Annotated in this window: 16 protein-coding genes; 14 read left to right on the forward strand and 2 right to left on the reverse strand. The window is 71.3% G+C overall.

Annotation, left to right across the window (positions count from 1 at the left end; genetic code table 11):
• Window positions 1-528 precede the first annotated feature (528 nt).
• The 14 genes from VV867_RS18245 (at window position 529) to VV867_RS18310 (ending at window position 19,238) form a co-directional block, all read left to right on the forward strand.
• On the forward strand, window positions 529-2,592 hold the full coding sequence (locus tag VV867_RS18245) for a TonB-dependent receptor family protein (RefSeq protein ID WP_275626773.1): 2,064 nt from the start codon (window positions 529-531) through the stop codon (window positions 2,590-2,592).
• A gap of 129 nt (window positions 2,593-2,721) precedes the next feature.
• Window positions 2,722-4,443, forward strand: a complete 1,722-nt coding sequence (locus VV867_RS18250) for an ABC transporter substrate-binding protein (RefSeq protein ID WP_328567190.1) — start codon at window positions 2,722-2,724, stop codon at window positions 4,441-4,443.
• On the forward strand, window positions 4,440-5,372 hold the full coding sequence (locus tag VV867_RS18255; RefSeq protein WP_109935574.1) for an ABC transporter permease: 933 nt from the start codon (window positions 4,440-4,442) through the stop codon (window positions 5,370-5,372). Before VV867_RS18250 ends, VV867_RS18255 begins: the two co-directional genes overlap by 4 nt.
• Before the next feature lie 2 nt (window positions 5,373-5,374).
• Window positions 5,375-6,751, forward strand: coding sequence for an acyl-CoA dehydrogenase family protein (locus VV867_RS18260; RefSeq protein WP_328567223.1), 1,377 nt, complete (start codon window positions 5,375-5,377; stop codon window positions 6,749-6,751).
• Window positions 6,748-8,094, forward strand: coding sequence for an LLM class flavin-dependent oxidoreductase (locus tag VV867_RS18265; protein WP_109935576.1), 1,347 nt, complete (start codon window positions 6,748-6,750; stop codon window positions 8,092-8,094). Before VV867_RS18260 ends, VV867_RS18265 begins: the two co-directional genes overlap by 4 nt.
• Before the next feature lie 21 nt (window positions 8,095-8,115).
• Window positions 8,116-9,174, forward strand: a complete 1,059-nt coding sequence (locus tag VV867_RS18270; protein WP_328567191.1) for an NADP(H)-dependent aldo-keto reductase — start codon at window positions 8,116-8,118, stop codon at window positions 9,172-9,174.
• A gap of 13 nt (window positions 9,175-9,187) precedes the next feature.
• Entirely contained in the window at window positions 9,188-10,075 is an 888-nt protein-coding gene (locus VV867_RS18275) for an ABC transporter permease (RefSeq protein ID WP_089392412.1), read from the forward strand.
• The gene (locus tag VV867_RS18280; protein WP_328567192.1) at window positions 10,072-11,733 is read left to right on the forward strand and encodes an ABC transporter ATP-binding protein; all 1,662 of its coding nucleotides are present in this window, start codon (window positions 10,072-10,074) and stop codon (window positions 11,731-11,733) included. Before VV867_RS18275 ends, VV867_RS18280 begins: the two co-directional genes overlap by 4 nt.
• Complete coding sequence (locus VV867_RS18285; protein WP_328567193.1) at window positions 11,711-13,114, forward strand: LLM class flavin-dependent oxidoreductase; 1,404 nt, start codon at window positions 11,711-11,713, stop codon at window positions 13,112-13,114. The genes VV867_RS18280 and VV867_RS18285 overlap by 23 nt, the downstream gene beginning before the upstream one ends.
• A 25-nt stretch (window positions 13,115-13,139) precedes the next feature.
• The gene (locus tag VV867_RS18290) at window positions 13,140-14,357 is read left to right on the forward strand and encodes an acyl-CoA dehydrogenase family protein (protein WP_109935579.1); all 1,218 of its coding nucleotides are present in this window, start codon (window positions 13,140-13,142) and stop codon (window positions 14,355-14,357) included.
• 11 nt (window positions 14,358-14,368) lie between these two features.
• Window positions 14,369-15,832 carry an MFS transporter gene (locus tag VV867_RS18295; RefSeq protein ID WP_328567194.1) on the forward strand — a complete coding sequence of 488 codons (1,464 nt, stop codon included), beginning with the start codon at window positions 14,369-14,371 and terminating at the stop codon, window positions 15,830-15,832.
• Window positions 15,825-16,370 (forward strand): GNAT family N-acetyltransferase, encoded by a 546-nt coding sequence (locus tag VV867_RS18300; RefSeq protein WP_328567195.1) that lies wholly within the window; start codon window positions 15,825-15,827, stop codon window positions 16,368-16,370. Before VV867_RS18295 ends, VV867_RS18300 begins: the two co-directional genes overlap by 8 nt.
• A 15-nt stretch (window positions 16,371-16,385) precedes the next feature.
• Window positions 16,386-18,203, forward strand: coding sequence for an ABC transporter ATP-binding protein (locus VV867_RS18305; protein WP_328567196.1), 1,818 nt, complete (start codon window positions 16,386-16,388; stop codon window positions 18,201-18,203).
• A gap of 21 nt (window positions 18,204-18,224) precedes the next feature.
• A complete protein-coding gene (locus VV867_RS18310) occupies window positions 18,225-19,238 on the forward strand; it encodes an aldo/keto reductase (protein ID WP_328567197.1) in 1,014 nt (337 codons plus the stop codon).
• 101 nt (window positions 19,239-19,339) lie between these two features.
• On the opposite strand, the gene VV867_RS18315 is transcribed toward VV867_RS18310, so the two are convergent.
• Both VV867_RS18315 and VV867_RS18320 read right to left on the reverse strand, forming a co-directional pair.
• Window positions 19,340-20,437, reverse strand: a complete 1,098-nt coding sequence (locus tag VV867_RS18315; RefSeq protein WP_328567198.1) for a sigma-54 interaction domain-containing protein — start codon at window positions 20,435-20,437, stop codon at window positions 19,340-19,342.
• An 8-nt stretch (window positions 20,438-20,445) separates the two neighbouring features.
• Window positions 20,446-21,633: an acyl-CoA dehydrogenase family protein gene (locus tag VV867_RS18320; RefSeq protein ID WP_328567199.1), complete on the reverse strand. Its 1,188-nt coding sequence runs from the start codon at window positions 21,631-21,633 to the stop codon at window positions 20,446-20,448.
• Window positions 21,634-21,698 lie beyond the last annotated feature (65 nt).

Consider the following 21,698-nt stretch of genomic DNA (forward strand, 5'->3'; position numbering starts at 1 on the left):
CTTCCGGCTAACGCCTGACTTCTCAGCCATGCCGAACGGCCCCCTCTCCCGCTTGCGGGAGAGGGCTGGGGAGAGGGTACGGCGTCAACCTCCCACGCCAGCCCCACCGGCTGAAGCCGTTCGCGAGCAAGCTCGCTCCTACGAAAAAACACCCCAACTTTCCCCGCCCGGCGCAATACAACTTTCCGCCATCCAACATCACGTTATTTGCATATAACCCAAGCACTGCGCACAAACCAACAGAACATCAGCACCTGTTGATCCAGCGCAAGCAGACAGAAAATTCAAACAAACTACAACTCATTGAATTTAAACAAATTATTGAATTGGCACGACTTCTGCTCAAGTAGAAACGGAGCATGACTATACGAATAGAAAGCTGAACATCTTGTCTATCCCACGAGGACTTTGAAGTTGGCTGTTAATTATGTTGGGGGTGAATGGGGGAAACTTGCCTTGGCGATCCGTCGGGCAACGTTCTGGTCGGCGAGCATAGGTTCGGCGGTATTGCTGGTGGGGAGCCAGGCAATGGCCGAAACGTCGGGCGGCGACGCCAGCGACGGCGACAAGCAAAGCAGCGGCACCCGCCTGCAGACGGTGGTGGTGCAGGCGCAGAAGGAAAGCCCGGTGGAGGCGGCGCGCAGCCAGCTCGCCGACGTCCCCGGCGGCGTCAGCGTGGTGGACAGCGAGCAGCTCTCCAAGGGCCGCACCGCCAACCTGCAGGACACCCTGGCCTACCAGCCCGGCGTGTTCGTGCAGTCCACCGGCGGCAACGACGCGGCGAAGATTTCCATCCGCGGTTCGGGCGCCAACACCTCGCCGGGCTACTTCCGCGAGGGCATCAAGTTCCTCTTCGACGGCCTGCCGCTGACCGGCCCGGGGGGCACGCCCTACGAGTTCCTCAACGGCTCGGGGGTGAACTACACCGAGATCCTGCGCGGCGCCAACGCCTTCCAGTACGGCGCACTGACGCTCGGCGGCGCGGTGAACTTCGTCAACCAGACCGGCTACACCGCGCCCGGCACCCGCCTGCGGGTGGAGGCCGGCAGCTATGGCTACCAGAAGGAAGTGCTGAGCGCCGGCGGCGTGGCCGGCGGCTTCGACTACTACGCCAACGTCGACAACTACCGCAACGACGGCTACCGCGACTACAGCCTGTCGAAGAGCCAGGGCGTGGTGCTCAACCTCGGCTACAGCTTCAACCCGAAGCTGCAGACGCGCCTGCTGGTGCGCTACCGCGACGAGTACCACAACGACCCCAGCGCCATCACCCTCAAGCAGCTCAAGCACGACCCGGACAAGGCCAGCCCCACCGCCGCCAGCAGCGGCGCCGGCAGCCGCCGGCCGGGCAGCACCTGGGTCGGCAGCAAGACCACCTATACCTTCGACGACGACGCCAAGCTGGACGTCGGCCTGGTCTACTACGACTACCCGCACAACAACAGCCCGGACAGCCCGACCAACCCCAGCTACTGGGACTGGCACGACCTGAGCTTCGTCCTCAACTACTCGCGCACCGACCAGTGGTTCGGCCATGAAAGCCGCTCCAGCGCGGCCTTCACCTCCACCGAACACCTCAAGGGCGGAGTCGACTCGACACGGGCCAACAAGCAGCCGGTGAAGGTAGTGGACTACGGCTCGTCCTTCGACCATGTCTTCTCCTTCGGCAACGACCTCGAGCTGACCGAGGACCTCTGGCTGACCACCGGCCTGTCCTTCATCAACGTGCGCCGCAGCACCGACATCAAGTACGTGAACACCGCCAACACCAGCGGCTACCCGAGCAAGGACACCTACGAGAACTGGAGCGCCGCGCCGCGCATCGGCCTGCGCTACCAGTTGACCCCGGACCTGCAGCTGTTCGGCAACTTCAGCCGTTCCATCGACCCGCCGGCGTCCTGGCAGTACTCCAACTCGGCGGCCGCCACGCCTTTCGTCAAGCCGCTGGTGGAACAGAAGGCCAACACCCTGGAAGTCGGCATCAAGGGCTCCCACGGCATCTTCGACGGCAGCCTGGCGCTGTACCGCTCGTGGATCCGCGACGAGCTGCTGAACGTGCAGATCATTCCCGCCACCGCCACCACCGCCGCGGTCACCTCGGCCTTCAACGCCGAGAGCCCGACCATCCACCAGGGCGTCGAGGCCGGGCTGAACACCCTGCTCTGGGAGAACAGCGTCGGCGAGAAGATCAGCTGGCGCCAGGCGTACACCTACAACGACTTCTACTACCGCCACGACGACACCTTCGGCGACAACCAACTGCCGGGCATTCCCAAGCACGTCTACCAGGGCGAGCTGCAGTACCAGCACCCCAGCGGCTTCTATGGCGGCGTCAACGTGACCTCCGCCTCGCGCACCGCGGTGGACTACGCCAACAGCTTCTACGCCCCCTCCTACACCATCTTCGGTGCGGGGGTCGGCTACGAGGCACCGAAGAAGGACTGGAAGGTCTCCCTCGACCTCAAGAACCTCGCCAACGAGAAGTACGTGACCGCCGTGTCGCCGCAGTACGACGCCAAGGGCAAGGACGTCGCCGCCCTCTACCCGGGCGACGGCATCGGCGCCTACGTCGGCCTCGAACTGCGCTACTGACCGGCCGCGCCGCCCGACCGGGGCGGCGCGCACTGACGCGGGCGGTGCGATCCGCCGCCCGCCTGGCAACAGGACCCCGTAGATGCCATCGACACTGCAAGCCCCACCGGCCGCCTCGCGGAGGCCGGCATGATCGACAGACTCCTGCCCCTGGCGGCCGGCGCCCTGCTGGCCGCCGTTCTGGCCGGCTGCTCGCCGGCCGCCGACGACACGCCCGGCGCCAGCGGCGCCGCCCTCGACACCGGCACCCTCAAGGACGGCCAGCTCAGCTACCCGGCCGAGGACTTCCACGAGCAGGCCCCCGGCCAGCCCGGCGGCACCCTGCGCGTCACCGCGGCGCTGGACACCTATTCCTTCGATATCCACGCGCTGTCCCACGGCAACGTGCAGTGGCTGGGGCGCATCCTCTACGACTGCCTGGTGTACCAGGACGAACAGGGCAAGGTCTCACCCTGGCTGGCGAAGTCCTGGGACATCTCCCCGGATGGCCTGACCTACACCTTCCACCTGCGCGACGACGTCAGCTTCAGCGACGGCACGAAATTCAACGCCGAGGCCGTGCGCATCAACCTCGAACACATGCGCGACCCGGCGACCAAGTCGCCGCTGGCCGCGGCCTACATCGCGCCCTACCAGTCGGGCAAGGTGCTCGACGAGTACACCTTCCAGGCCACCCTGCGCGAACCCTACTCGCCCTTCCTCGACGTGCTGGCGCAGTCCTGGCTGGGGATGATCTCGCCGAAGCAGATCCTCGAAGACCCGAAATCCATCGCCGCCCACCCGGTGGGCTCCGGCCCCTTCGTGCTGGAAAGCTACACCCGCGACCAGGGCGCCGCCTTCGTCCGCCGCGCCGGCTACCACTGGGCGCCGCCGGTGCTGCGGCACCAGGGCCCGGCCTACCTGGAGCGCCTGGAGCTGAGCTTCGTGCCCGAGGCGCTGATCCGCTACAGCTCGCTGGTCTCCGGGCAGTACGACTTCACCCTGGACGCGCCGACGCAGAACGCCCAGGCCATCCGCAAGGACCCGCAACTGGTGCTGCGCAGCCGCATCCGCAAGGGCAACCCGGTGCGCAGCCTGACCTTCAACGTCGAGCGCTTCCCCTTCGACGACGTGCGCGTGCGCAAGGCCCTGGCCCGCGCCATCGACCGCGACGGCCTGGCCTGGATCACCGGCTTCGGCGAGTTCCAGGTCAAGGCCGACTTCCTCGCCGCCAACACCCGCTTCTACGACCCGGCCTACCGCGACGCGCTGAGCTACGACGTGGCCGCCGCCGGCGCCCTGCTCGACGAGGCCGGCTGGACCGGGCGCGATGCCGGGGGCTACCGCACCCGCGACGGCCAGCGCCTGGCCGCCACCCTGCTGATGATCGACAGCCCGGCGCTGCCGGCGAGCGTGGCGGTGGCCATGCAGGCCGACGCGAAGAAGGTCGGCATCGACCTGGGCCTGCGCGTGCTGCCCCAGGCCCAGGTCAACGACCTGCGCTACGCCGGCGACTACCAGGCGCTGGTGGGCGGCTACTGGCACACCAACACCCCGGACGGCCTGTACATCCTCTACCACAGCAACTCCATCGCCACGCCGAAGCTGATCGGGCAGAACAGCGCGCGCCTGCGCGACGCCCAGCTCGACGACCTGCTCGCCCGCGCCCGCCGCAGCACCGACGCCGCCGAGCAGCAGCGCCTGTACAGCGCTGCCCAGCAGCGCCTCACCGAGGTGGTGCCGGCGGTGCCGGTGTACGAAAGCCAGCTGACCATCGCCTACCGCCGCAACGTCAAGGGCGTGGTGTTCGACAGCTCGCACAACGTGCCCTTCTTCACCAGCGTCTGGCTGGACCGGGAGCCGCAACCATGAAAGCCCTGCGCCGCGTGCTCTGGCGTTTCCTCGGCGGCCTGGCGGTGCTCTGGGGCGCCGCCAGCCTGACCTTCGTCGCCCTCAACGTCAGCGGCGGCGACCCGGCCCTGGCGATCCTCGGCGGGCCCGACGCCATGCCCACCGCCGAGGCCATCGCCCAGGTGCGCCGCGACTACGGCCTGGACCAGCCGCTGCCGGTGCAGTACGCCCACTACCTGGGGCGCCTGGTCCAGGGCGACCTGGGCGAGTCCTACCGCCTGCGCATCCCGGTGGCCCAGGCCATCGCCGGGCAGATCGGCGCCACCGCCCAGCTGGCCCTGTGGGCGGCGCTGGCGGCGGTGCTGCTGGCGGTGGCCGCGGCGGTGCTGACCGCCAACCGCGCGCCCTGGGCCCGCGGCCTGGCCTCCGGCGGCGAGTTGCTGCTGTCGTCCATGCCCAGCTTCGTGCTCGGCATCCTCCTGCTGCTGGTGTTCTCCTTCCAGCTGCACTGGCTGCCGCCCACCGGCTCGCGGGGCTGGAAGAGCCTGGTGCTGCCGATCCTCACCCTGGCCCTGCCGGTGGCCGCGGTGCTGGCCCAGGTGCTGCGCCAGGAGCTGGAGGAAATCCTCGAGCAGCCCTTCATCGCCATGGCCCGCGCCCGCGGCCTGTCCGAGGCCGGCGTGCGCCTGGGCCACGCCCTGCGCCATGCGCTGACGCCGCTGATCACCCTGTCCGGCTTCGTCTTCGCCGCGTTGCTGGGCGGCGCGGTGATCACCGAGAACCTGTTCGCCCGCCAGGGCATCGGCCGCCTGATGCTCAACGCGGTGAACGACAAGGACGTGCCCGTGGTGCTCGGCATCACCCTGCTGGCGGCGTTGATCTACGTGCTGGTGAACCTGGCCGTGGACCTGCTCAACGCCCTGGTCGACCCGCGGGTGAGCGAGGCATGAGCATGACCGCGAGCATCGCCCTGGCCAACCTGCGCCAACTGTTCGACGCCCGCGAGGCGCCGCTTCCTTCCATCGCCCGCCCCGAGGACACCGCGATGATCTTCCCCGACGACCTTCCCGCCGCCGCCGGCGCGCCGGCGCACCCCGACGACACCGCCCTGCTGCAGCGCTTCGAGCCGGTATTCGAGCGCATCGCCGCCGGCGCCATCGACCGCGAACAGGACCGCGAGCTGGCCTACGAGCCGGTGGCCTGGCTGCGCGAGGCCGGCTTCGGCGCGCTGCGCGTGCCGCTGGCCTACGGCGGCCTGGGCGCCAGCCTGCCGCAGCTGTTCCGCCTGGTCCGCCGGCTCGGCGCCGCCGACTCCAACCTGCCGCAGATCTTCCGCGCGCACTTCGGCTTCGTCGAAGGCCGCCTCAACGACGACGACGAGGCCAGCCGCCAGCACTGGTTCCCGCGCATCGTCGGCGGCGAGCTGTTCGGCGCGGCCATGGCCGAACGCAGCGAAGTCACCGGCAACAGCGTCACCCTCACCCGCCAGGACGGCCACTGGCTGCTGGACGGCGAGAAGTACTACTGCACCGGCACCCTCTACGCCGACTGGATCGCCGTGTCGGCCAGCGATGGCGACGAGCACGTCGCCGTGGCTGTGTCCACCGCCGCGCCCGGCGTCACCCGCCTGGACGACTGGGACGGCTTCGGCCAGCGCCTGACCGGCAGCGGCACCACCCGCTTCGAAGGCGTGCGCGTGGAGGAGCACCAACTGTTCCGCCGCTTCAAGGTCGGCGAAGGCCGCAGCGACAGTTACATCACCGCCTTCTACCAGCAGGTACACCTGGCCACCCTGGCCGGCATCGCCCAGGCGGTGCTGCGCGACGCCATCGAGTTCGTCCAGGGCCGCACCCGCGCCTTCGGCATCCCCGGCCGCTCCAGCCCGCGCCAGGACCCGCTGGTGCAGCGCGTGGTGGGCCGCCTGGGCAGCCTGGCGTTCTCCGCCGAGGCGCTGGTGGAAGCCGTCTCGGCCACCCTCGAACGCACCTGGCAGGCGCACCGCGCGGGCACCGCCAGCCGCGAGCTGTACGGCGAGGCGGACATCCGCGCCTACCAGGCGCAGCAGGTCGTCCTGCCCCAGGTGCTGGAGGCCGCCACCCTGCTCTTCGAGGTCGGCGGCGCCTCGGCCACCAGCAGCGGCCGGCGCCTGGACCGGCACTGGCGCAACGCCCGCACCCTGGCCTCGCACAACCCGGCGATCCTGCGCGAGGCCTACCTGGGCGACTACCACCTCAACGGCACCCTTCCCAGCGAGGCCTGGAGCGAGCGCTTCGCCGCCGCCAAGGCCACGCAACAGCAAGCCCCCAGCACCGAGGAGACCCCGGCATGAGCAACGCACAGCGGCAAATGAGCATCGGCATGAACATCCTCGGCTTCGGCGCCCACGCCGCGGCCTGGCGCACCGGCGAGGTCCCGCCCACCGCCTACCTGGACGTCGGCTACTACCAGAACATCGCGCGCATTTCCGAGCGCGGCACCCTCGACGCCATCTTCCTCGCCGACGGCCCGGCCCTGGCCGGCGACGTCGGCCGCCAGCCGGCCGGGCGCCTGGAGCCCACCGTGCTGCTCACCGCGGTGGCCGCGGCCACCCAGCGCATCGGCGTGATCGCCACCGCCTCCAGCTCCTACAACGAGCCGTTCAACCTGGCCCGGCGCATCGCCTCCCTCGACCACATCAGCGGCGGCCGCGCGGCCTGGAACGTGGTGACCAACGCCGGCGACGCCGCCGCGCAGAACTTCGGCCTGGCCGGCGCGCCGCTGCACGTGGACCGCTACGCCCGCGCCGAGGAGTTCGTCGACGTCACCCTCAAGCTGTGGGACAGCTGGGAAGACGGCGCCATCATCGGCGACGCCGCCTCCGGGCGCTTCGCCGACCCGGCCCGGGTGCACGCCATCGACCACGTCGGCAAGCACTTCTCGGTCAAGGGGCCGCTCAACGTGCCGCGCTCGCCCCAGGGCCGCCCGGTGCTGGTCCAGGCCGGCTCCTCGGAGGGCGGCAAGGCCCTGGGCTCGCGCTTCGCCGACGCCATCTTCACCACCCAGACCACCCTCGCCGACGGCCAGGCCTTCTACCGCGAGATGAAGCAGCGCGCCCGCCAGTGGGGGCGCAACCCCGAGCACCTGAAGATCATGCCCGGCCTGTCGACGGTGCTCGGCAGCACCGAGGCCGAGGCACTGGAGCGCTTCGAGCGGCTGAACAGCTACCTCGGCGAAGGCGGCCTGCTGCGCCAGATCGCCCAGCGCATCGGCGTCGACGCCAGCGAGCTGGACCCGGACGCGCCGCTGCCCTGGCAGCGCATCGGCCCGGTCAACGAGTTCGAGAAGGGCTCCCACGGCTTCCTCGAGGCCCAGCTGAACCTGGCCCGCGCCGAGAACCTCAGCGTGCGCCAGCTGTCGCGCCGCATCCTGGTCGGCCACCGGCTGCTGGTGGGCACCCCCGAGCAGGTCGCCGCCAGCCTGGAGGAATGGTTCCTGGCCGGCGCCGCCGACGGCTTCAACATCATGCCCGACAGCTTCCCCTCGGGCGTGGAGATCTTCGTCGACGAAGTGGTGCCGCGCCTGCGCAAGCGCGGGCTGTTCCGCCACGAGTACCAGGGCAGCACCCTGCGCGAACACCTCGGCCTGCCCTACCCGGCCAGCCAGTACGAACACCCCGCGGCCGCCTCGGCCTGACCCCTTGCGAGAGACCTCCACATGAAATACCGCCCACTCGGCAACAGCGACCTGAAGGTCAGCGTCATCGGCCTCGGCAGCATGACCTGGGGCCACCAGAACAGCGAGGCCGACGCCCACGCCCAGCTCGACTACGCGCTTTCGCGCGGGGTCAACCTGGTGGACGCGGCCGAGATGTACCCCACCCCGTCCCGGGCCGACACCTGGGGCGACACCGAACGCTTCATCGGCACCTGGCTTGCGCGCAGCAAGCGCCGCCAGGACATCGTCCTGGCCAGCAAGATCGTCGGCCCGCCGCGCCAGAGCGGGCACATGCAGCACATCCGCGACGGCGCCACGCGCTTCGACCTGGCCACCCTGCGCAGCGCCCTGGACGGCAGCCTTGACCGCCTGCAGACCGACTACCTGGACCTCTACCAGCTGCACTGGCCCAGCCGCAGCAGCAACTTCTTCGGCACCCGCGACTACCCCTGGGTGGACGACGAGGAAAGCGACGACATCGGCGAAACCCTCGCCGCCCTGGCCGAGCTGGTGAAGTCCGGGCGGGTGCGCCATATCGGCGTGTCCAACGAAACGCCCTGGGGCGTGGCCGAGTTCCTCAAACAGTCCGAGCGCCTGGGCCTGCCGCGCATCCTCAGCGTGCAGAACCCCTACAGCCTGCTCAACCGCCAGTACGAAACGGGCCTGGCGGAGTTCAGCCACCGCGAGCGCATCGGCCTGCTGGCCTACTCGCCGCTGGCCTTCGGCGTGCTCACCGGCAAGTACCTGGACGGCGCCCAGCCGGCCGGCGCGCGCCTGAGCGCCGGTTCCGCCTATGGCCGCTTCGCCCGCTACGCCAGCGCCGAGGCGCAGCAGGCCACCCGCGCCTACGTGGAACTGGCCCGCGAGCTGGGCCTGGCGCCGGCGCAACTGGCCCTGGCCTTCGTCATCGGCAAGCCCTTCGTGGCCAGCGCGCTGAACGGTGCCACCAGCCTCGAACAGCTGGCGCAGAACCTCGACGCCGCCGAGCTGCAGCTGACGCCGGAGGCCCTCGCCGCCATCGACGCCATCCACGCGCGCCTGCCGAACCCGGCGCCCTGACAGGAGAACGCCCATGGCCAGTCCGTCGACCGCACTGCCCCGCCTGTTGCCCGCGACCTCGCGGCGCCGCCGGCTGCCCGCCTTCCTCGGCGCGGCCCTGGCCCGCCCGGGGCTGACGCTGGCCGGGGTGTTCCTGGTGCTGCTGGTGCTCGCCAGCCTGGTACCGACCTGGCTGGTGGCCACCGACCCGCTGGCGGCCAGCGCCCGCCACGCCTTCCAGGCACCCGGCGCGGCGCACTGGCTGGGCACCGACGAGAACGGCCGCGACGTGCTCGCGCGGCTGGTCCACGGCGCCCGGCCATCGCTGCTGATGGGCCTGGCGGCCACCGCCATCGGCCTGCTCGGCGGCATCGCCGTGGGCCTGCTGGCGGGCCTCGGGCCGCGCTGGCTGGACGCCGCCGCCATGCGCTGCATCGACGTGCTGCTGGCCTTCCCCGAGCTGCTGCTGGCCCTGGTGATCATCACCTTCTGGGGCCAGGGCCTGGTCAACGCCATGCTCGCCGTGGGCATCGCCGGCATCCCGCGCTACGCCCGCCTGGTGCGGGCCCAGGCGAAGGTGGTGCGCGGCGCCGCCTACGTCGAGGCGGCGGTCACCCTGGGCCTGTCGCGGCCGGCGGTGATCTGGCGCCACTTGCTGCCCAACGCCATCCGCCCGGTGCTGATCCTGGCCACCCTGGGCATAGGCGCGAACATTGCCGCCGGCGCCTCGCTGAGCTTCCTCGGCTTCGGCGCGCCGCCGCCGGCGCCCGAGTGGGGCGCGATGCTCTCGGTCGGCCGCAACTTCCTTTCCAACGCCTGGTGGCTGGTCGCGGCCCCGGGCACGGCGGTGACCCTCACCGTGGTCGCCGTCACCGTGCTCGGCCGCGCCCTGCTGCGCTACAGCGAGGGCAAACGCCCATGACCACCCTGATCAACCCGTTCCGCCCGCTGCTGGAAGTGGCCGGCCTGGACGTCGCCTTCGGCCGCGCCCAGCCGGTGCTGCAGCAGGTCTCCTTCAGCCTCTACCCCGGCGAATGCCTGGCCCTGGTCGGCGAGTCCGGCTCGGGCAAGAGCGTCACCTCGCGCACCCTGGCCGGGCTCACCGGCGCCGGCGCCCAGGTCCGCGCGCGGCGCCTGGCCTTCGACGGCCTCGACCTGCTGGGCCTGGGCACACGCCAGTGGCGCGAGCTGCGCGGCTCGCGCATCGGCTTCGTGATGCAGGACGCCCTCGGCTCGCTCGACCCGCTGCGCCCGGTGGGCCGCGAGATCGACGAGCCGCTGCGCCTGCACACGGCCCTGGCGCGCGAGCAGCGCCAGCAGAAAGTCCTCGACCTGCTGCGCGCGGTGGGCGTGCCCGAGGCCGAGCTGCGCGCCCGCCAGTACCCGCACCAGCTCTCCGGCGGCCTGCGCCAGCGCGCGCTGATCGCCTCGGCCATCGCCTGCGACCCCGACCTGCTGATCGCCGACGAGCCCACCACGGCGCTGGACGCCACCGTCCAGGCGCAGGTGCTCGACCTGCTGCAGAGCCTGCGCCAGCGCGACCGCGCCATGCTGGTGGTGAGCCACGACCTGGCGGTGGTGGCGCGCCTGGCCCACCGCGTGGCGGTGATGCAGCACGGCGTGATAGTCGAGGAAGGCCCGGTCGACCAGGTGCTGGAAGACCCGCGCCACCCCTACACCCGCTCGCTGCTGCGCGCCGCCTCGGCGGTGCACATCAGCCATGCGCCGCAGCCCGCCGCCAGCGAGCCGCCGCCGGCCAGCCTCGGCGCCCGGCCGGTGGTGCTGGAGGCGCGCCAGCTGGCCAAGAGCTTCGCCGGCCCCGACGGCGCGCCGCGCCAGGCGGTGGCCGCGGCCTCCTTCACCCTGCGCGCCGGCGAGACCCTGGGCATCGTCGGCGAATCCGGCTCGGGCAAGACCACCCTCACGCGCATGGTGCTCGGCCTGGAGCGCCCCGACAGCGGCGAGGTATACCTGCGCGGCCAGGCCTGGAGCGCCCTCGACGCCCTCGCCCAACGCCGCGAACGGCGCCGCGTGCAGGTGGTGTTCCAGGACCCGCTGGCCTCCTTCGACCCGCGCTACACCGTGGCCCGCGTGCTCGACGAGGCCCTGGCCCAGGCCGGCGGCAGCCGCGCCGAGCGCCAGCAGCGGGCACGCGAACTGCTGGAACTGGTGCGCCTGCCGGCGGGCATGCTGGCGCGCCGGCCCATCGAGCTGTCCGGCGGCCAACGGCAACGCATCGCCATCGCCCGCGCCCTGGCGGCGCAGCCGGAAATCCTGGTGTGCGACGAGCCGGTATCGGCGCTGGACGTGTCGGTGCAGGCGCAAATCCTCGACCTGCTCGCCGACCTCAAGCAGCGCCTGGGCCTGGCCTGCCTGTTCATCTCCCACGACCTGGGCGTGGTGCGCCACGTCAGCGACCGCGTGCTGGTGATGAAGGACGGCCACATCGTCGAGACCGGCCCGGTGCGCGAGGTCTTCGCCCGCCCGCAGCACGCCTACACCCGCGCCCTGCTGGGCGCCATCCCCCACCTGCCGCAACCCCGGGAGCGCCGCATCCGTGTCGAAGCCATTGCACGTTAACCTGTTCGAGATGAACTGCGTCAGCCACATCGTCCACGGGCTCTGGGCGCACCCGGAAAACCAGCGCCACCGCTTCAACGACATCGACTACTGGACGGAACTGGCGCAACTGCTGGAGCACGGCACCTTCGACGGCGTCTTCCTGGCCGACGTGGTGGGCGTCTACGACCGCTTCCGCGGCGGCCCCGAGACGGCCCTGCGCGAGGCCGTGCAGGTGCCCAGCAACGACCCGCTGATGGTCATCCCGGCGATGGCCGCGGTGACCCGCAACCTGGGCTTCGGCGCCACCTTCTCCACCACCTACGAGCCGCCCTTCGCCTTCGCCCGGCGCATGAGCACCCTCGACCACCTGACCCGCGGCCGCGTCGGCTGGAACATCGTCACCTCCTACCTGCCCAACGCCGCGCGCAACTTCGGCCTGGACGAGGAGGTGCCCCACGACCGACGCTACGAGATCGCCGACGAGTACCTGGACGTGCTCTACAAGCTCTGGGAAGGCTCCTGGGACGACGACGCGGTGCTCGCCGACCGACAGCTGCGCCTCTACACCGACCCGGCCAAGGTGCGCTACATCGACCACGTCGGCGAGCACTTCAAGGTCGCTGGGCCGCACCTCTGCCAGCCCTCGCGGCAGCGCACCCCGGTGCTGTTCCAGGCCACCGGCTCGCCGGCCGGCACCGAGTTCGCCGGGCGCCACGCCGAAGTGGTGTTCACCGGCGGCCCGACGCCGGCCGCGGTGCGCCGCAACATCGCCCACATGCGCGAACGCGCCCGCGCCCACGGCCGCGACCCGGCGGGGATCAAGTTCATCGTCCAGGCGGCGGTGATCGTCGGCCGCAACGACCTGGAAGTGCAGGCCAAGCTTGAGGACTACCGGCGCCTGCAGAGCCTCGACGGTGCCCTGGCGCACATGCAGTCGGGCCTGGACCTGGCCGCCTACCCGGCGCACACCCCGCTGACCGAGCTGCCCAGCGGCGGGCCCTGGGCGGCGCTGCTGGCCAGCGACCCGCAGGCCACCGTCGGCCAGCTGGTGAAGCGCCTGGGCGGCTTCGACGAGGGCCGCTTCTTCGTCGCCGGCACGCCGAAGGTGGTGGCCGACGAGATCGAGAAGTGGCTGGACGAGGACGGCATCGACGGCATCAACCTGCGCCAGTTCCTCACCCCGCATACCGCCCGCGACTTCATCGAACTGGTGGTGCCCGAACTGCGCCGCCGCGGCCGCTTCCGCGAGGCCTACGACGACGGCGAGACGCTGCGCGAGCGCCTGTTCGGCGCCGGCCACGCGCGCCTGCCCGCCGACCACCACGGCGCCCGCTACCGCGACCCGGCGGCCCTGCGCCAGGCCGCCCAGCCGCTACGCTTCGCCCAGGCGCCGGCCTGACCCCCTTCAGCTGATGGACCCGAAGATGTCGACTACCGCTGCAACCGCCCTGCCCCCTGCCAACCCTGAGCTGAACGCCCTCGACCTGGCCGAACTGCGCCGCCGCGCCGTGCCGCGCCTGGCCGCCATCGCCGAGGGCGCCGCCGAACGCGAGCGCCTGCGCCAGCTGCCCCACGAACAGGTACGTGCCCTGGCCGCCGACCGCCTGCTGTGCTTCCGCATTCCCGTCGAGCACGGCGGCGCCGGCGCCAGCGTGCGCGACACCGTGCAGTTCGTCATCGACCTGGCGGCGGTGGATTCCAACGTCGCCCAGTCGCTGCGCCCCAGCTTCGCCTTCATCGAGGGCCTGCTCGCCCGCGGCGACGAGGCCGAGCAGCGGCGCTGGTTCCCGCGCTTCCTCGCCGGCGAAGTGTTCGGCAACGCCGGCTGGGAGGTCGGCGGCGCCAACGGCGCGGTGAGCGCGCGCCTGCGCCGCGACGGCGAAGCCTTCCGCGCCAGCGGCAGCAAGTACTACAGCACCGGCTCGCTATATGCGGACTGGGTCAGCGCGGTGGCCCTGGACGAGGACGACAGGCCGGTGTCCTTCGTGGTCCCGCGCGACCGCGAGGGCCTGGAACTGCTGGACGACTTCGACGCCATGGGCCAGCGCCTCACCGCCAGCGGCACCACGCGGCTCAACGACCTGCTGGTGCAACCGGGGGAGATCCGCCCGCGGGTGGTGGAGGAAGGCCAGCGCTCCATCGTCACGCCCTTCCTGCAGCTGTTCCTCGGCGCGGTGGAGGCCGGCATCGCCCGCAACGCGCTGAGCGACGCCGTGGCCTTCGCCCGTAACCACGCCCGGCCGATCAAGCACAGCAGCGCGCAGCGCTCGGTGGACGACCCCTACGTGGAATTCGCCGTGGGCGAGATTTCCGCCCGCGCCCTGGCCGCCGAGGCGGTGATCCTGCGCGCCGCCGAACGCATCGACCAGGCCTGGTCGGCGGGCCTGGCCCACGACGCGGTCAACCTGGCCGCCGTGGAAGTGGCCCAGGCCCAGTACATCGCCGTGGAATCGGCGCTCAAGGCCGCCGAGCTGCTGTTCGACGTCGGCGGCGCCTCCACCACCGGCCGCCAGCACAACCTCGACCGCCACTGGCGCAACGCCCGCACCCTGGCCAACCACAACCCGCGCCACTGGAAGGCCGCGGTGGTCGGCGCCTGGCACCTGAAGGGCAGCGAGCCGCCGACCTCGGGGCTGTTCTGATGGGCGCAGCCATGCGCCCCCTGCCCTGCGTTACCGATGCCCCGGCGCGCGGCGGCCGCCTGGTGCCGATGATCACCGGCGCCGCGCTGTTCATGGAGCTGCTGGACAGCACCGCGGTGCTCACCGCGCTGCCGCAGATGGCCGCCGACTTCGGCGAGGCCGCGGTGCGCATGAACCTGGTGGTGTCGCTGTACCTGCTGGCGGTGGCGCTGTTCGTGCCGGTCAGCGGCTGGGTGGCCGACCGCTTCGGCCCGCGCCGGGTGCTGCTGGCGGCCATCGGCCTGTTCATGCTCGCCTCGCTGGCCTGCGCGGCCTCCACCTCGCTGCTGCAGCTGTCCCTGGCGCGCCTGTTCCAGGGCGCCGCCGGGGCGCTGATGGCGCCGGTGGGCCAGGTGCTGCTGTTGCGCTGGTCGACGCCGGACACCCTGCTGCGCAACATGGCCGCGCTGGCCATCCCGGCGCTGGTCGGGCCGCTGCTCGGCCCGCCCGTGGGCGGGCTGCTGGTGGACCTGCTGTCGTGGCACTGGATCTTCCTGGTCAACCTGCCCATAGGCGCGCTGGGCATCGCCCTGATCCTGCGCTTCGTCCCGGACTTCCCGGGCGATGGGCAAAGGCGCCTGGACCGCCGCGGCTTCCTGCTCAGCGGCTGCGCCCTGGCGGCGCTGGTGTTCGGCTTCGAGGCCCTGGGCCACCGCCTGCTGCCGTTGCCGCTGGTGGCCGCCCTGCTGGCCGGCGGCGCCCTGGCGGCCCTGGCCTACCTGCGCCATGCCCGACGCCACGCGGCGCCGCTGATCGACCTCGGCCTGCTGCGCATCCCCACCTTCGCCACGGCCATCTGGGGCGGCAACCTGTTCCGCCTGGGCAGCGCCGCGCAGCCGTTCCTGATGGTGCTGATGCTGCAACTGGGCTTCGGCCACGGGGCGCTGGACGCCGGCCTGCTGACCCTGGCCGGCGGCGCCGGCGCGCTGAGCGTGAAGTTCCTCTCGGTGCGCATCGTCCAGCGCCTGGGCTTCCGCCGCACCCTGGTCGGCAACGCCCTGCTCTGCGCGCTGTCCATCGTCGGCTGCGCCCTGCTGCGCGCCGACACGCCCTGGTGGCTGCTGGTGGCGCTGCTGTACGTCAGCGGCCTGCTGCGCTCGCTGCAGTTCAGCACCCTGGGCGCGCTGACCTTCTGCGAGGTGCCGCGCGAGCTGGCCAGCCGCGCCAGCAGCCTGTCGGCGATGTCCATGCAGTTGGCCATGAGCCTGGCGGTGGGCCTGGCCGCCAGCCTGCTGGGGCTGGTCATGCACGCCCAGGGGCACGCCCGGCCGCAGGTCGGGGACCTGTCCCTGGCGATGCTCGCCGGGGCGCTGCTGTGCGCCGCCTCGGCGCTGCCGTTCCGCCGCCTGGGCGAGGCCGCCGGCGCCTCGGTCAGCGGCCGCGCCAGCCCCTCGATCACCGACGCCGCATGCCCCGAGGAGGCCGCCCATGGCTGAGCCCGCACGCCCCGAACCCCTGATCCGCCACGCCCGCGAAGGCGATGCCCGGCCCATCGCCGAAGCCCACGTGCAGAGCTGGCAGGCGACCTACCGCGGGCTGCTGCCGGACAGCTACCTGCAGGGCCTGGCCGACAGCCTGCAGCGCCGCGTCGACTTCCTCGACAACGCCATCCGCAATGGCGGCCGCGACATCCGCGTGGCCGAGCGCGGCGGCGCGGTGGTCGGCTGGAGCTCCTTCGGCGCCAGCCGCGACCCCGACGTCGAGCCCGGCACCGGCGAGCTCTATTCCATCTACCTGGTGCCGTCGGCCTGGTCCGCCGGCATCGGCCGCGCGCTCTGGCTGGCCTCGCGCCAGGCCCTGGAGGCCGCGGGCTTCGCCCGCGTCACCCTCTGGGCGCTGGACGGCAACGCCCGCGCCGAACGCTTCTACCGCGCCGCCGGCTTCACCCCGCAAGGCAACGCCTCGCGGGTCTTCGAGGAGGACGGCACGGCCTTCCCGGTGACCCGCTACCTGCTGCCCCTGACCCACGCCTGAAGGACCCGACCCACCATGAGCCATACCCCGGACGACACCGCCGGCGAACGCCAGGCCCCAGCCTGGAACATCCGCTACCTGCCGGAGGCGCCGGTACCTTTCGTCATCCACTTCGTCAGCCAGTACCGCTGGGCCTACCTGGCGATCCTGCTGCTGCAGATCACCGCGGTGGTCTGCACCGTGCTGATCCCCTGGAGCCTGGGCCAGGTCACCCGCCTGGTGAACGCCGGCTCCGCCCCCCACACGCTGCTCTGGCCGGTGGCCGGCTTCGCCGTGCTGGTGGCCCTGGAGGTGGTCTTCAGCCGCAGCGCCAACACCATCAACATCCGCGTGCTGCCGCGCCAGCGGGCGCGCGTCACCTACACCGTCTACGCCTACCTGCAGCAGCACTCGCACCGCTTCGTCAGCAACGAGTTCGCCGGCGCCCTGGCGCACAAGGTCTCGGAAGTCGCCATGGGGGTGAACCAGACCATGAACATCCTGCTCTTCGACCTGATCCCGCTGCTGGTCACCCTGAGCCTGGCGAGCCTGGTGCTGGCCAGCGCCTCGGGCCTGCTGGCAGGGTTCATGCTGGCCTGGTCGGTGCTGTTCATCGGCATCTCCTTCCTGCTCGCCCGGCGCAGCCACCCACTGGCGCAGAAGTACTCCGCGGCGCGCAGCATCAGCACCGGCAAGGTGGTGGACGCGGTGACCAACCTGAGCAACGTGCGCCTGTTCGCCCGGCACTCCCACGAGTTGGAGTACCTGTCCGGCTACCTGGACGGCGAGCTGGCGGCGGCCCGCCGCTCGCTCGGCTACATGGAGAAGATCCGCTGGTTCCAGAACAGCTGCGGCATGGCCCTGAAGATCGGCATGCTGCTGCTCACCCTGTGGCTGTGGCGCAGCGGCGCCATCAGCATCGCCGCCTTCGTCATGGCCACCAGCATGGCGCTGCTGATCATCAACGACGTGGCCAGCCTGTCGCGGCGCTTCCTCGAACTGTTCGAGGCCACCGGCAACATCGCCAACGGCGTGCGCACCCTGATCCGCCCCCACGAGGTGGTGGACAGCCCCGACGCCCGGCGCCTGGAAGTGCGCCAGGGCAACGTCGAGTTCCGCGGCGTGCGCTTCGGCTACCACCCCGGCCAGCCGATCTTCGAGCAGCTCGACCTGCGCATCCCGGCCGGTCAGCGCGTCGGCCTGGTGGGCTTCTCCGGCTCCGGCAAGTCCACCCTGCTCAACCTGCTGCTGCGCCTGTACGACGTCGACGGCGGCCAGGTGCTGATCGACGGCCAGGACATCCGCGAGGTGACGCAGCACTCGCTGCACCGACAGATCGGCCTGATCCCCCAGGAGCCGGGGCTGTTCCACCGCAGCATCCGCGAGAACATCCACTACGGGCGCCTGGAGGCCAGCGCCGAGGAACTGGCCGCGGCCATCCACGGCGCCGGCGCCAGCGCCTTCATCGAGCGCATGGAGCACGGCTACGATTCCCTGGTGGGCGAGCGCGGCGTCAAGCTCTCCGGCGGCCAGCGGCAGCGCATCGCCATCGCCCGGGTGCTGCTGAAGAACGCGCCCATCCTGGTGATGGACGAGGCCACCTCGAGCCTGGACTCCATCACCGAGCGCTTCATCCAGGACCAGCTGGACAGCATCATGCAGGGCAAGACCGTGATAGTGGTGGCCCACCGCCTGTCGACGGTGGCGCACCTTGACCGCATCATCGTCTTCGACAAGGGCCGCGTGGTCGAGGACGGCAGCCACCAGGAGCTGCTGAAGAAACGCGGCCAGTACTACCGCCTGTGGAGCCGGCAGTCCGACGGGCTGTTCCAGGAAGAGGCCGAGGCGGTCTGAATTCCCCAACCGGAGAGCGACATGAACTACCGAACCCTGGGCCGCTCCGGCCTGCAGGTATCCCCCCTGGCACTGGGCAGCATGATGTTCGGCGGCCAGACCGACGCCGCCACCTCGCGGCGCATCGTCGACCAGGCGCTGGAGCGCGGGATCAACTTCATCGACACCGCTGACGTATACAACGACGGGCGCTCGGAACAGATCGTCGGCCAGGCCATCGCCGCGCGCCGCGACGACTGGGTGCTGGCCTCCAAGGTCGGCATGGGCCCGGCGGACGCCTGGCCGAACCGCCGCGGCCTGGGCCGCAAGCACATCGCCGCGGCCCTGGACGCCAGCCTGGCGCGCCTGGGCACCGACTACCTGGACCTGTACTACCTGCACCGCGAGGACCACCAAACGCCCCTGGAGGAAAGCATCGCGGCCATCGGCGACGCCATCGGCCAGGGCAAGGTGCGCCACTGGGGGCTGTCCAACTACCGCGGCTGGTGCATCGCCGAGGTGGTCCATGTGGCCGAGCGCCTGGGCGTGCCCCGGCCCATCGCCAGCCAGCCGCTGTACAACCTGGTCAACCGCCAGTCCGAGACCGAGCAGTTCACCGCCGCCGCGTACCACGGCCTGGGCGTGGTGCCCTACAGCCCGCTGGCGCGCGGCGTGCTCAGCGGCAAGTACCTGCCGGGGGTGGAACCGGCCGCCGACAGCCGTGCCGGGCGCCAGGACAAGCGCATCCTGGAGACCGAATGGCGCGCCGAATCCCTGGAGATCGCGCAGAAGGTGAAGGCCCACGCCCAGGCGCGCGGCATCGGCGTGGTGCAGTTCGCCATCGCCTGGGTGCTGAACAACGCCCTGGTCAGCGCGGCCATCGTCGGCCCGCGCACCGAGGAGCAGTGGCAGGACTACCTGAAGGCGCTGGACGTGCGCCTGGACGCCGAGGACGAGGCCTTCGTCGACGCCCTGGTCACCCCCGGCCACGCCTCCACGCCGGGCTACAACGACCCGACGCACTTCGTCCCCGGGCGCCGCCCGCGCGGTGCATGACGGGAGCGACTATCCCGCCAGCCGCGCCGAAATGCTCTTCGTAGGAGCGAGCAAGCTCGCTCCTACGAAAAGCCGTGCTCGCCCGTCCGCCGCCGCCCGGCTCAGATCGACAGCCGCACGATCCGGCTGGCCAACGGCGCTGGCGTGCGGCGCTTGTTCACCACCAGTTCGCCGGCGGCGATCAGCCGTGCCCTGACGATGTTGCGGCTGAGCCCCAGCAGGTCGGAGGTGTGCACCTGGTTGGCATGGCAGAACTGGTAGGCCTCGCGCACCAGCAGGCTTTCCACCTGCTCGTGGACATGACTGCGACGTTCGCTGAACAGGCGCAGGAAGGCGCGCTCCAGTTGCGCCTCCAGCGGCTCGTCGGCGGCGGCTCCGCCGTCCAGGCGCTCCGGGCGCAGCCCCGGCAGGCGCAGGTCGGCGGCCTCGATGCGTTCGTCCTGGCACACCAGCAGGGTGTGGTGGATGACGTTCTCCAGCTCGCGGATGTTGCCCGGCCAGTCGTATTCCGCCAGCTTGCGCGCCGCCGCGTCGGAGAGGCCCACCGTCTCGAAGCCGAGCCTGCGGCCGTAGGTGCCGATGAAGTGCCGCACCAGCGGCAGGATGTCGCCGCGCCGTTCGCGCAGCGCGGGCAGCTGCAGGGTGACGACGTTCAGGCGGTAGTACAGGTCCTCGCGGAAGTGCCCGGCGTTGATCGCCTTCTCCAGCTGCACGTTGGTGGCCGCCAGCACCCGCACGTCGATGGGGATGCCCTTGCGCGAGCCCAGGCGCACTACTTCGCGCTCCTGCAGCACGCGCAGCAGCTTGACCTGGATGGCCATGGGCAGGTCGCCGATCTCGTCGAGGAACAGGGTGCCGCCGTCGGCCGCCTCGAACCAGCCGGCCTTGGCGCCCAGGGCGCCGGTGAAGGCGCCCTTCTCGTGGCCGAACAGCTCGGCCTCCACCAGGGATTCGGAGAAGGCGCCGCAGTTCACCGCGACGAAGGGCCGGTCGCGCCGGCCGCTGAGGTTGTGGATGTGGCGTGCGACCAGCTCCTTCCCCGTGCCGGTCTCACCGATGATCAGGACGCTGGCCTCGCTGGGGGCGACCTGTTGCAGATGGGTGAGAAGCGCCTGCGATTTCGGGTCTTCGAAGACCTGTGCGGTTGCCCGGATCGAGGTGGCCAGTGTCGGGTTGGGTGGGAGGGTCAGCAGTTGCATGGGCTTCCTTACGAGTAGAACGTGGGCGAAGGTCGCTGCCGGTTGAGCGCCCAGGCGCCGAGCTCCTGGACACGGTAGTCGAGGGGGTCGTGCAGGCTCTGGGTGCGCAGGTTGCGCCAGTGCCGGTCGAGCCGCAGCGCGGCGTGGGTGGCGCGGGCGCCGGTGACTTCGAAGAGGCGGCTACAGAGCTCCAGGCCGACGCGGGTGGCAGCCACCTTGGCGGTGCCGATGGCGATGGCCAGCTCGGCGCGCTCCTCGGCGCCCAGGCGCTGCTCCTTGCGCCAGGCCGCGTCGAACTGCGCGGCGGCGCGCTCCACCAGCAGGCGCACGCCTTCCAGGCCGACCCAGAAGTCGCCGTAATGGCGCAGTACGTACGGGTCCTCGGTGATGCTTTCGGCGCTGGAACGGAACCAGGGCCGCGCTTCCTTGAGGGTGTAGCCGCGGAACTCCTCGAAGGCGCCCTCGGCGATGCCGAGGAACACGTGGGCGAAGATCAGCTGCGCCAGCAGCGGGCGCAGGCAGGCGAAGGGCGTGCTCAGCGGGCCCGGCTCCAGCAGCAGCTCGGACTGCTCCACCCGCACCCGCTCGAAGGTCACGCTGCCGCTGTCGGTCTGGCGCTGGCCCATGTTGTCCCAGTCGTCGTGCACGCCGATGCCGCTGCGCCCGCTGGGCAGCGCGGCGATCAGCAGCTTGCCGCCGGCGCCCTCGTCCACCGCCGAGGCGATCAGCATCTCCGAGTCGCTGGCGCCGGAACAGAAGCTCTTCTTGCCGGAGAACTCGCACCAGCCGTCGAACCACTTCACCTGGGTACGGGTGTCCAGCGGGTTCAGGGCATTGCCCCAGAACCAGTTCTTGCGCGCGGTCAACTCGAACCACGGCTGCCACTGCTCGGGGCGGGAGAACAGGCGCACGGTGGCCAGCATCAGGTGGTGGAAGCCGAACACGTGGGCCACGGAACTGTCGGCCCGGGCGAACTCGCGGACCACCTCGAGGGTCAGCGACCAGTCCGCGCCATGGCCGCCGAAGGCGCCGGGAATGCTCAGGGCCAGCAGGCCGCTGCGGCGGATGGCGTCGCGCTCGGCCTTGGGCGTGCCGCCGCGCTCGTCGCGTTCGGCGGCGTTCTCGGCGAAGCCGGCGGCCAGCTGGCGGGCGATCTGCAGAGGATTGAGAATGCGGCTGGGCTGGTTGACGCTCACACGGTATCCCTCGTCGGTCGGGGCGGCCCTCACGCGGTCAGCGCCCCGGCAATGAACCTTCGGCC

It is taken from the genome of Pseudomonas sp. JH-2, from assembly GCF_036231725.1.
Lineage (GTDB): Bacteria > Pseudomonadota > Gammaproteobacteria > Pseudomonadales > Pseudomonadaceae > Pseudomonas > Pseudomonas delhiensis.

Excerpts from the sequence above, each read along its gene's own strand:
- VV867_RS18245 (WP_275626773.1), top strand. The coding sequence starts at position 529 with ATGGCCGAAACGTCGGGCGGCGACGCCAGCGACGGCGACAAGCAAAGC.
- VV867_RS18250 (WP_328567190.1), top strand. The coding sequence starts at position 2,722 with ATGATCGACAGACTCCTGCCCCTGGCGGCCGGCGCCCTGCTGGCCGCC.
- VV867_RS18255 (WP_109935574.1), top strand. The coding sequence starts at position 4,440 with ATGAAAGCCCTGCGCCGCGTGCTCTGGCGTTTCCTCGGCGGCCTGGCG.
- VV867_RS18260 (WP_328567223.1), top strand. The coding sequence starts at position 5,375 with ATGACCGCGAGCATCGCCCTGGCCAACCTGCGCCAACTGTTCGACGCC.
- VV867_RS18265 (WP_109935576.1), top strand. The coding sequence starts at position 6,748 with ATGAGCAACGCACAGCGGCAAATGAGCATCGGCATGAACATCCTCGGC.
- VV867_RS18270 (WP_328567191.1), top strand. The coding sequence starts at position 8,116 with ATGAAATACCGCCCACTCGGCAACAGCGACCTGAAGGTCAGCGTCATC.
- VV867_RS18275 (WP_089392412.1), top strand. The coding sequence starts at position 9,188 with ATGGCCAGTCCGTCGACCGCACTGCCCCGCCTGTTGCCCGCGACCTCG.
- VV867_RS18280 (WP_328567192.1), top strand. The coding sequence starts at position 10,072 with ATGACCACCCTGATCAACCCGTTCCGCCCGCTGCTGGAAGTGGCCGGC.
- VV867_RS18290 (WP_109935579.1), top strand. The coding sequence starts at position 13,140 with ATGTCGACTACCGCTGCAACCGCCCTGCCCCCTGCCAACCCTGAGCTG.
- VV867_RS18295 (WP_328567194.1), top strand. The coding sequence starts at position 14,369 with ATGCGCCCCCTGCCCTGCGTTACCGATGCCCCGGCGCGCGGCGGCCGC.
- VV867_RS18300 (WP_328567195.1), top strand. The coding sequence starts at position 15,825 with ATGGCTGAGCCCGCACGCCCCGAACCCCTGATCCGCCACGCCCGCGAA.
- VV867_RS18305 (WP_328567196.1), top strand. The coding sequence starts at position 16,386 with ATGAGCCATACCCCGGACGACACCGCCGGCGAACGCCAGGCCCCAGCC.
- VV867_RS18310 (WP_328567197.1), top strand. The coding sequence starts at position 18,225 with ATGAACTACCGAACCCTGGGCCGCTCCGGCCTGCAGGTATCCCCCCTG.
- VV867_RS18315 (WP_328567198.1), bottom strand. The coding sequence starts at position 20,437 with ATGCAACTGCTGACCCTCCCACCCAACCCGACACTGGCCACCTCGATC.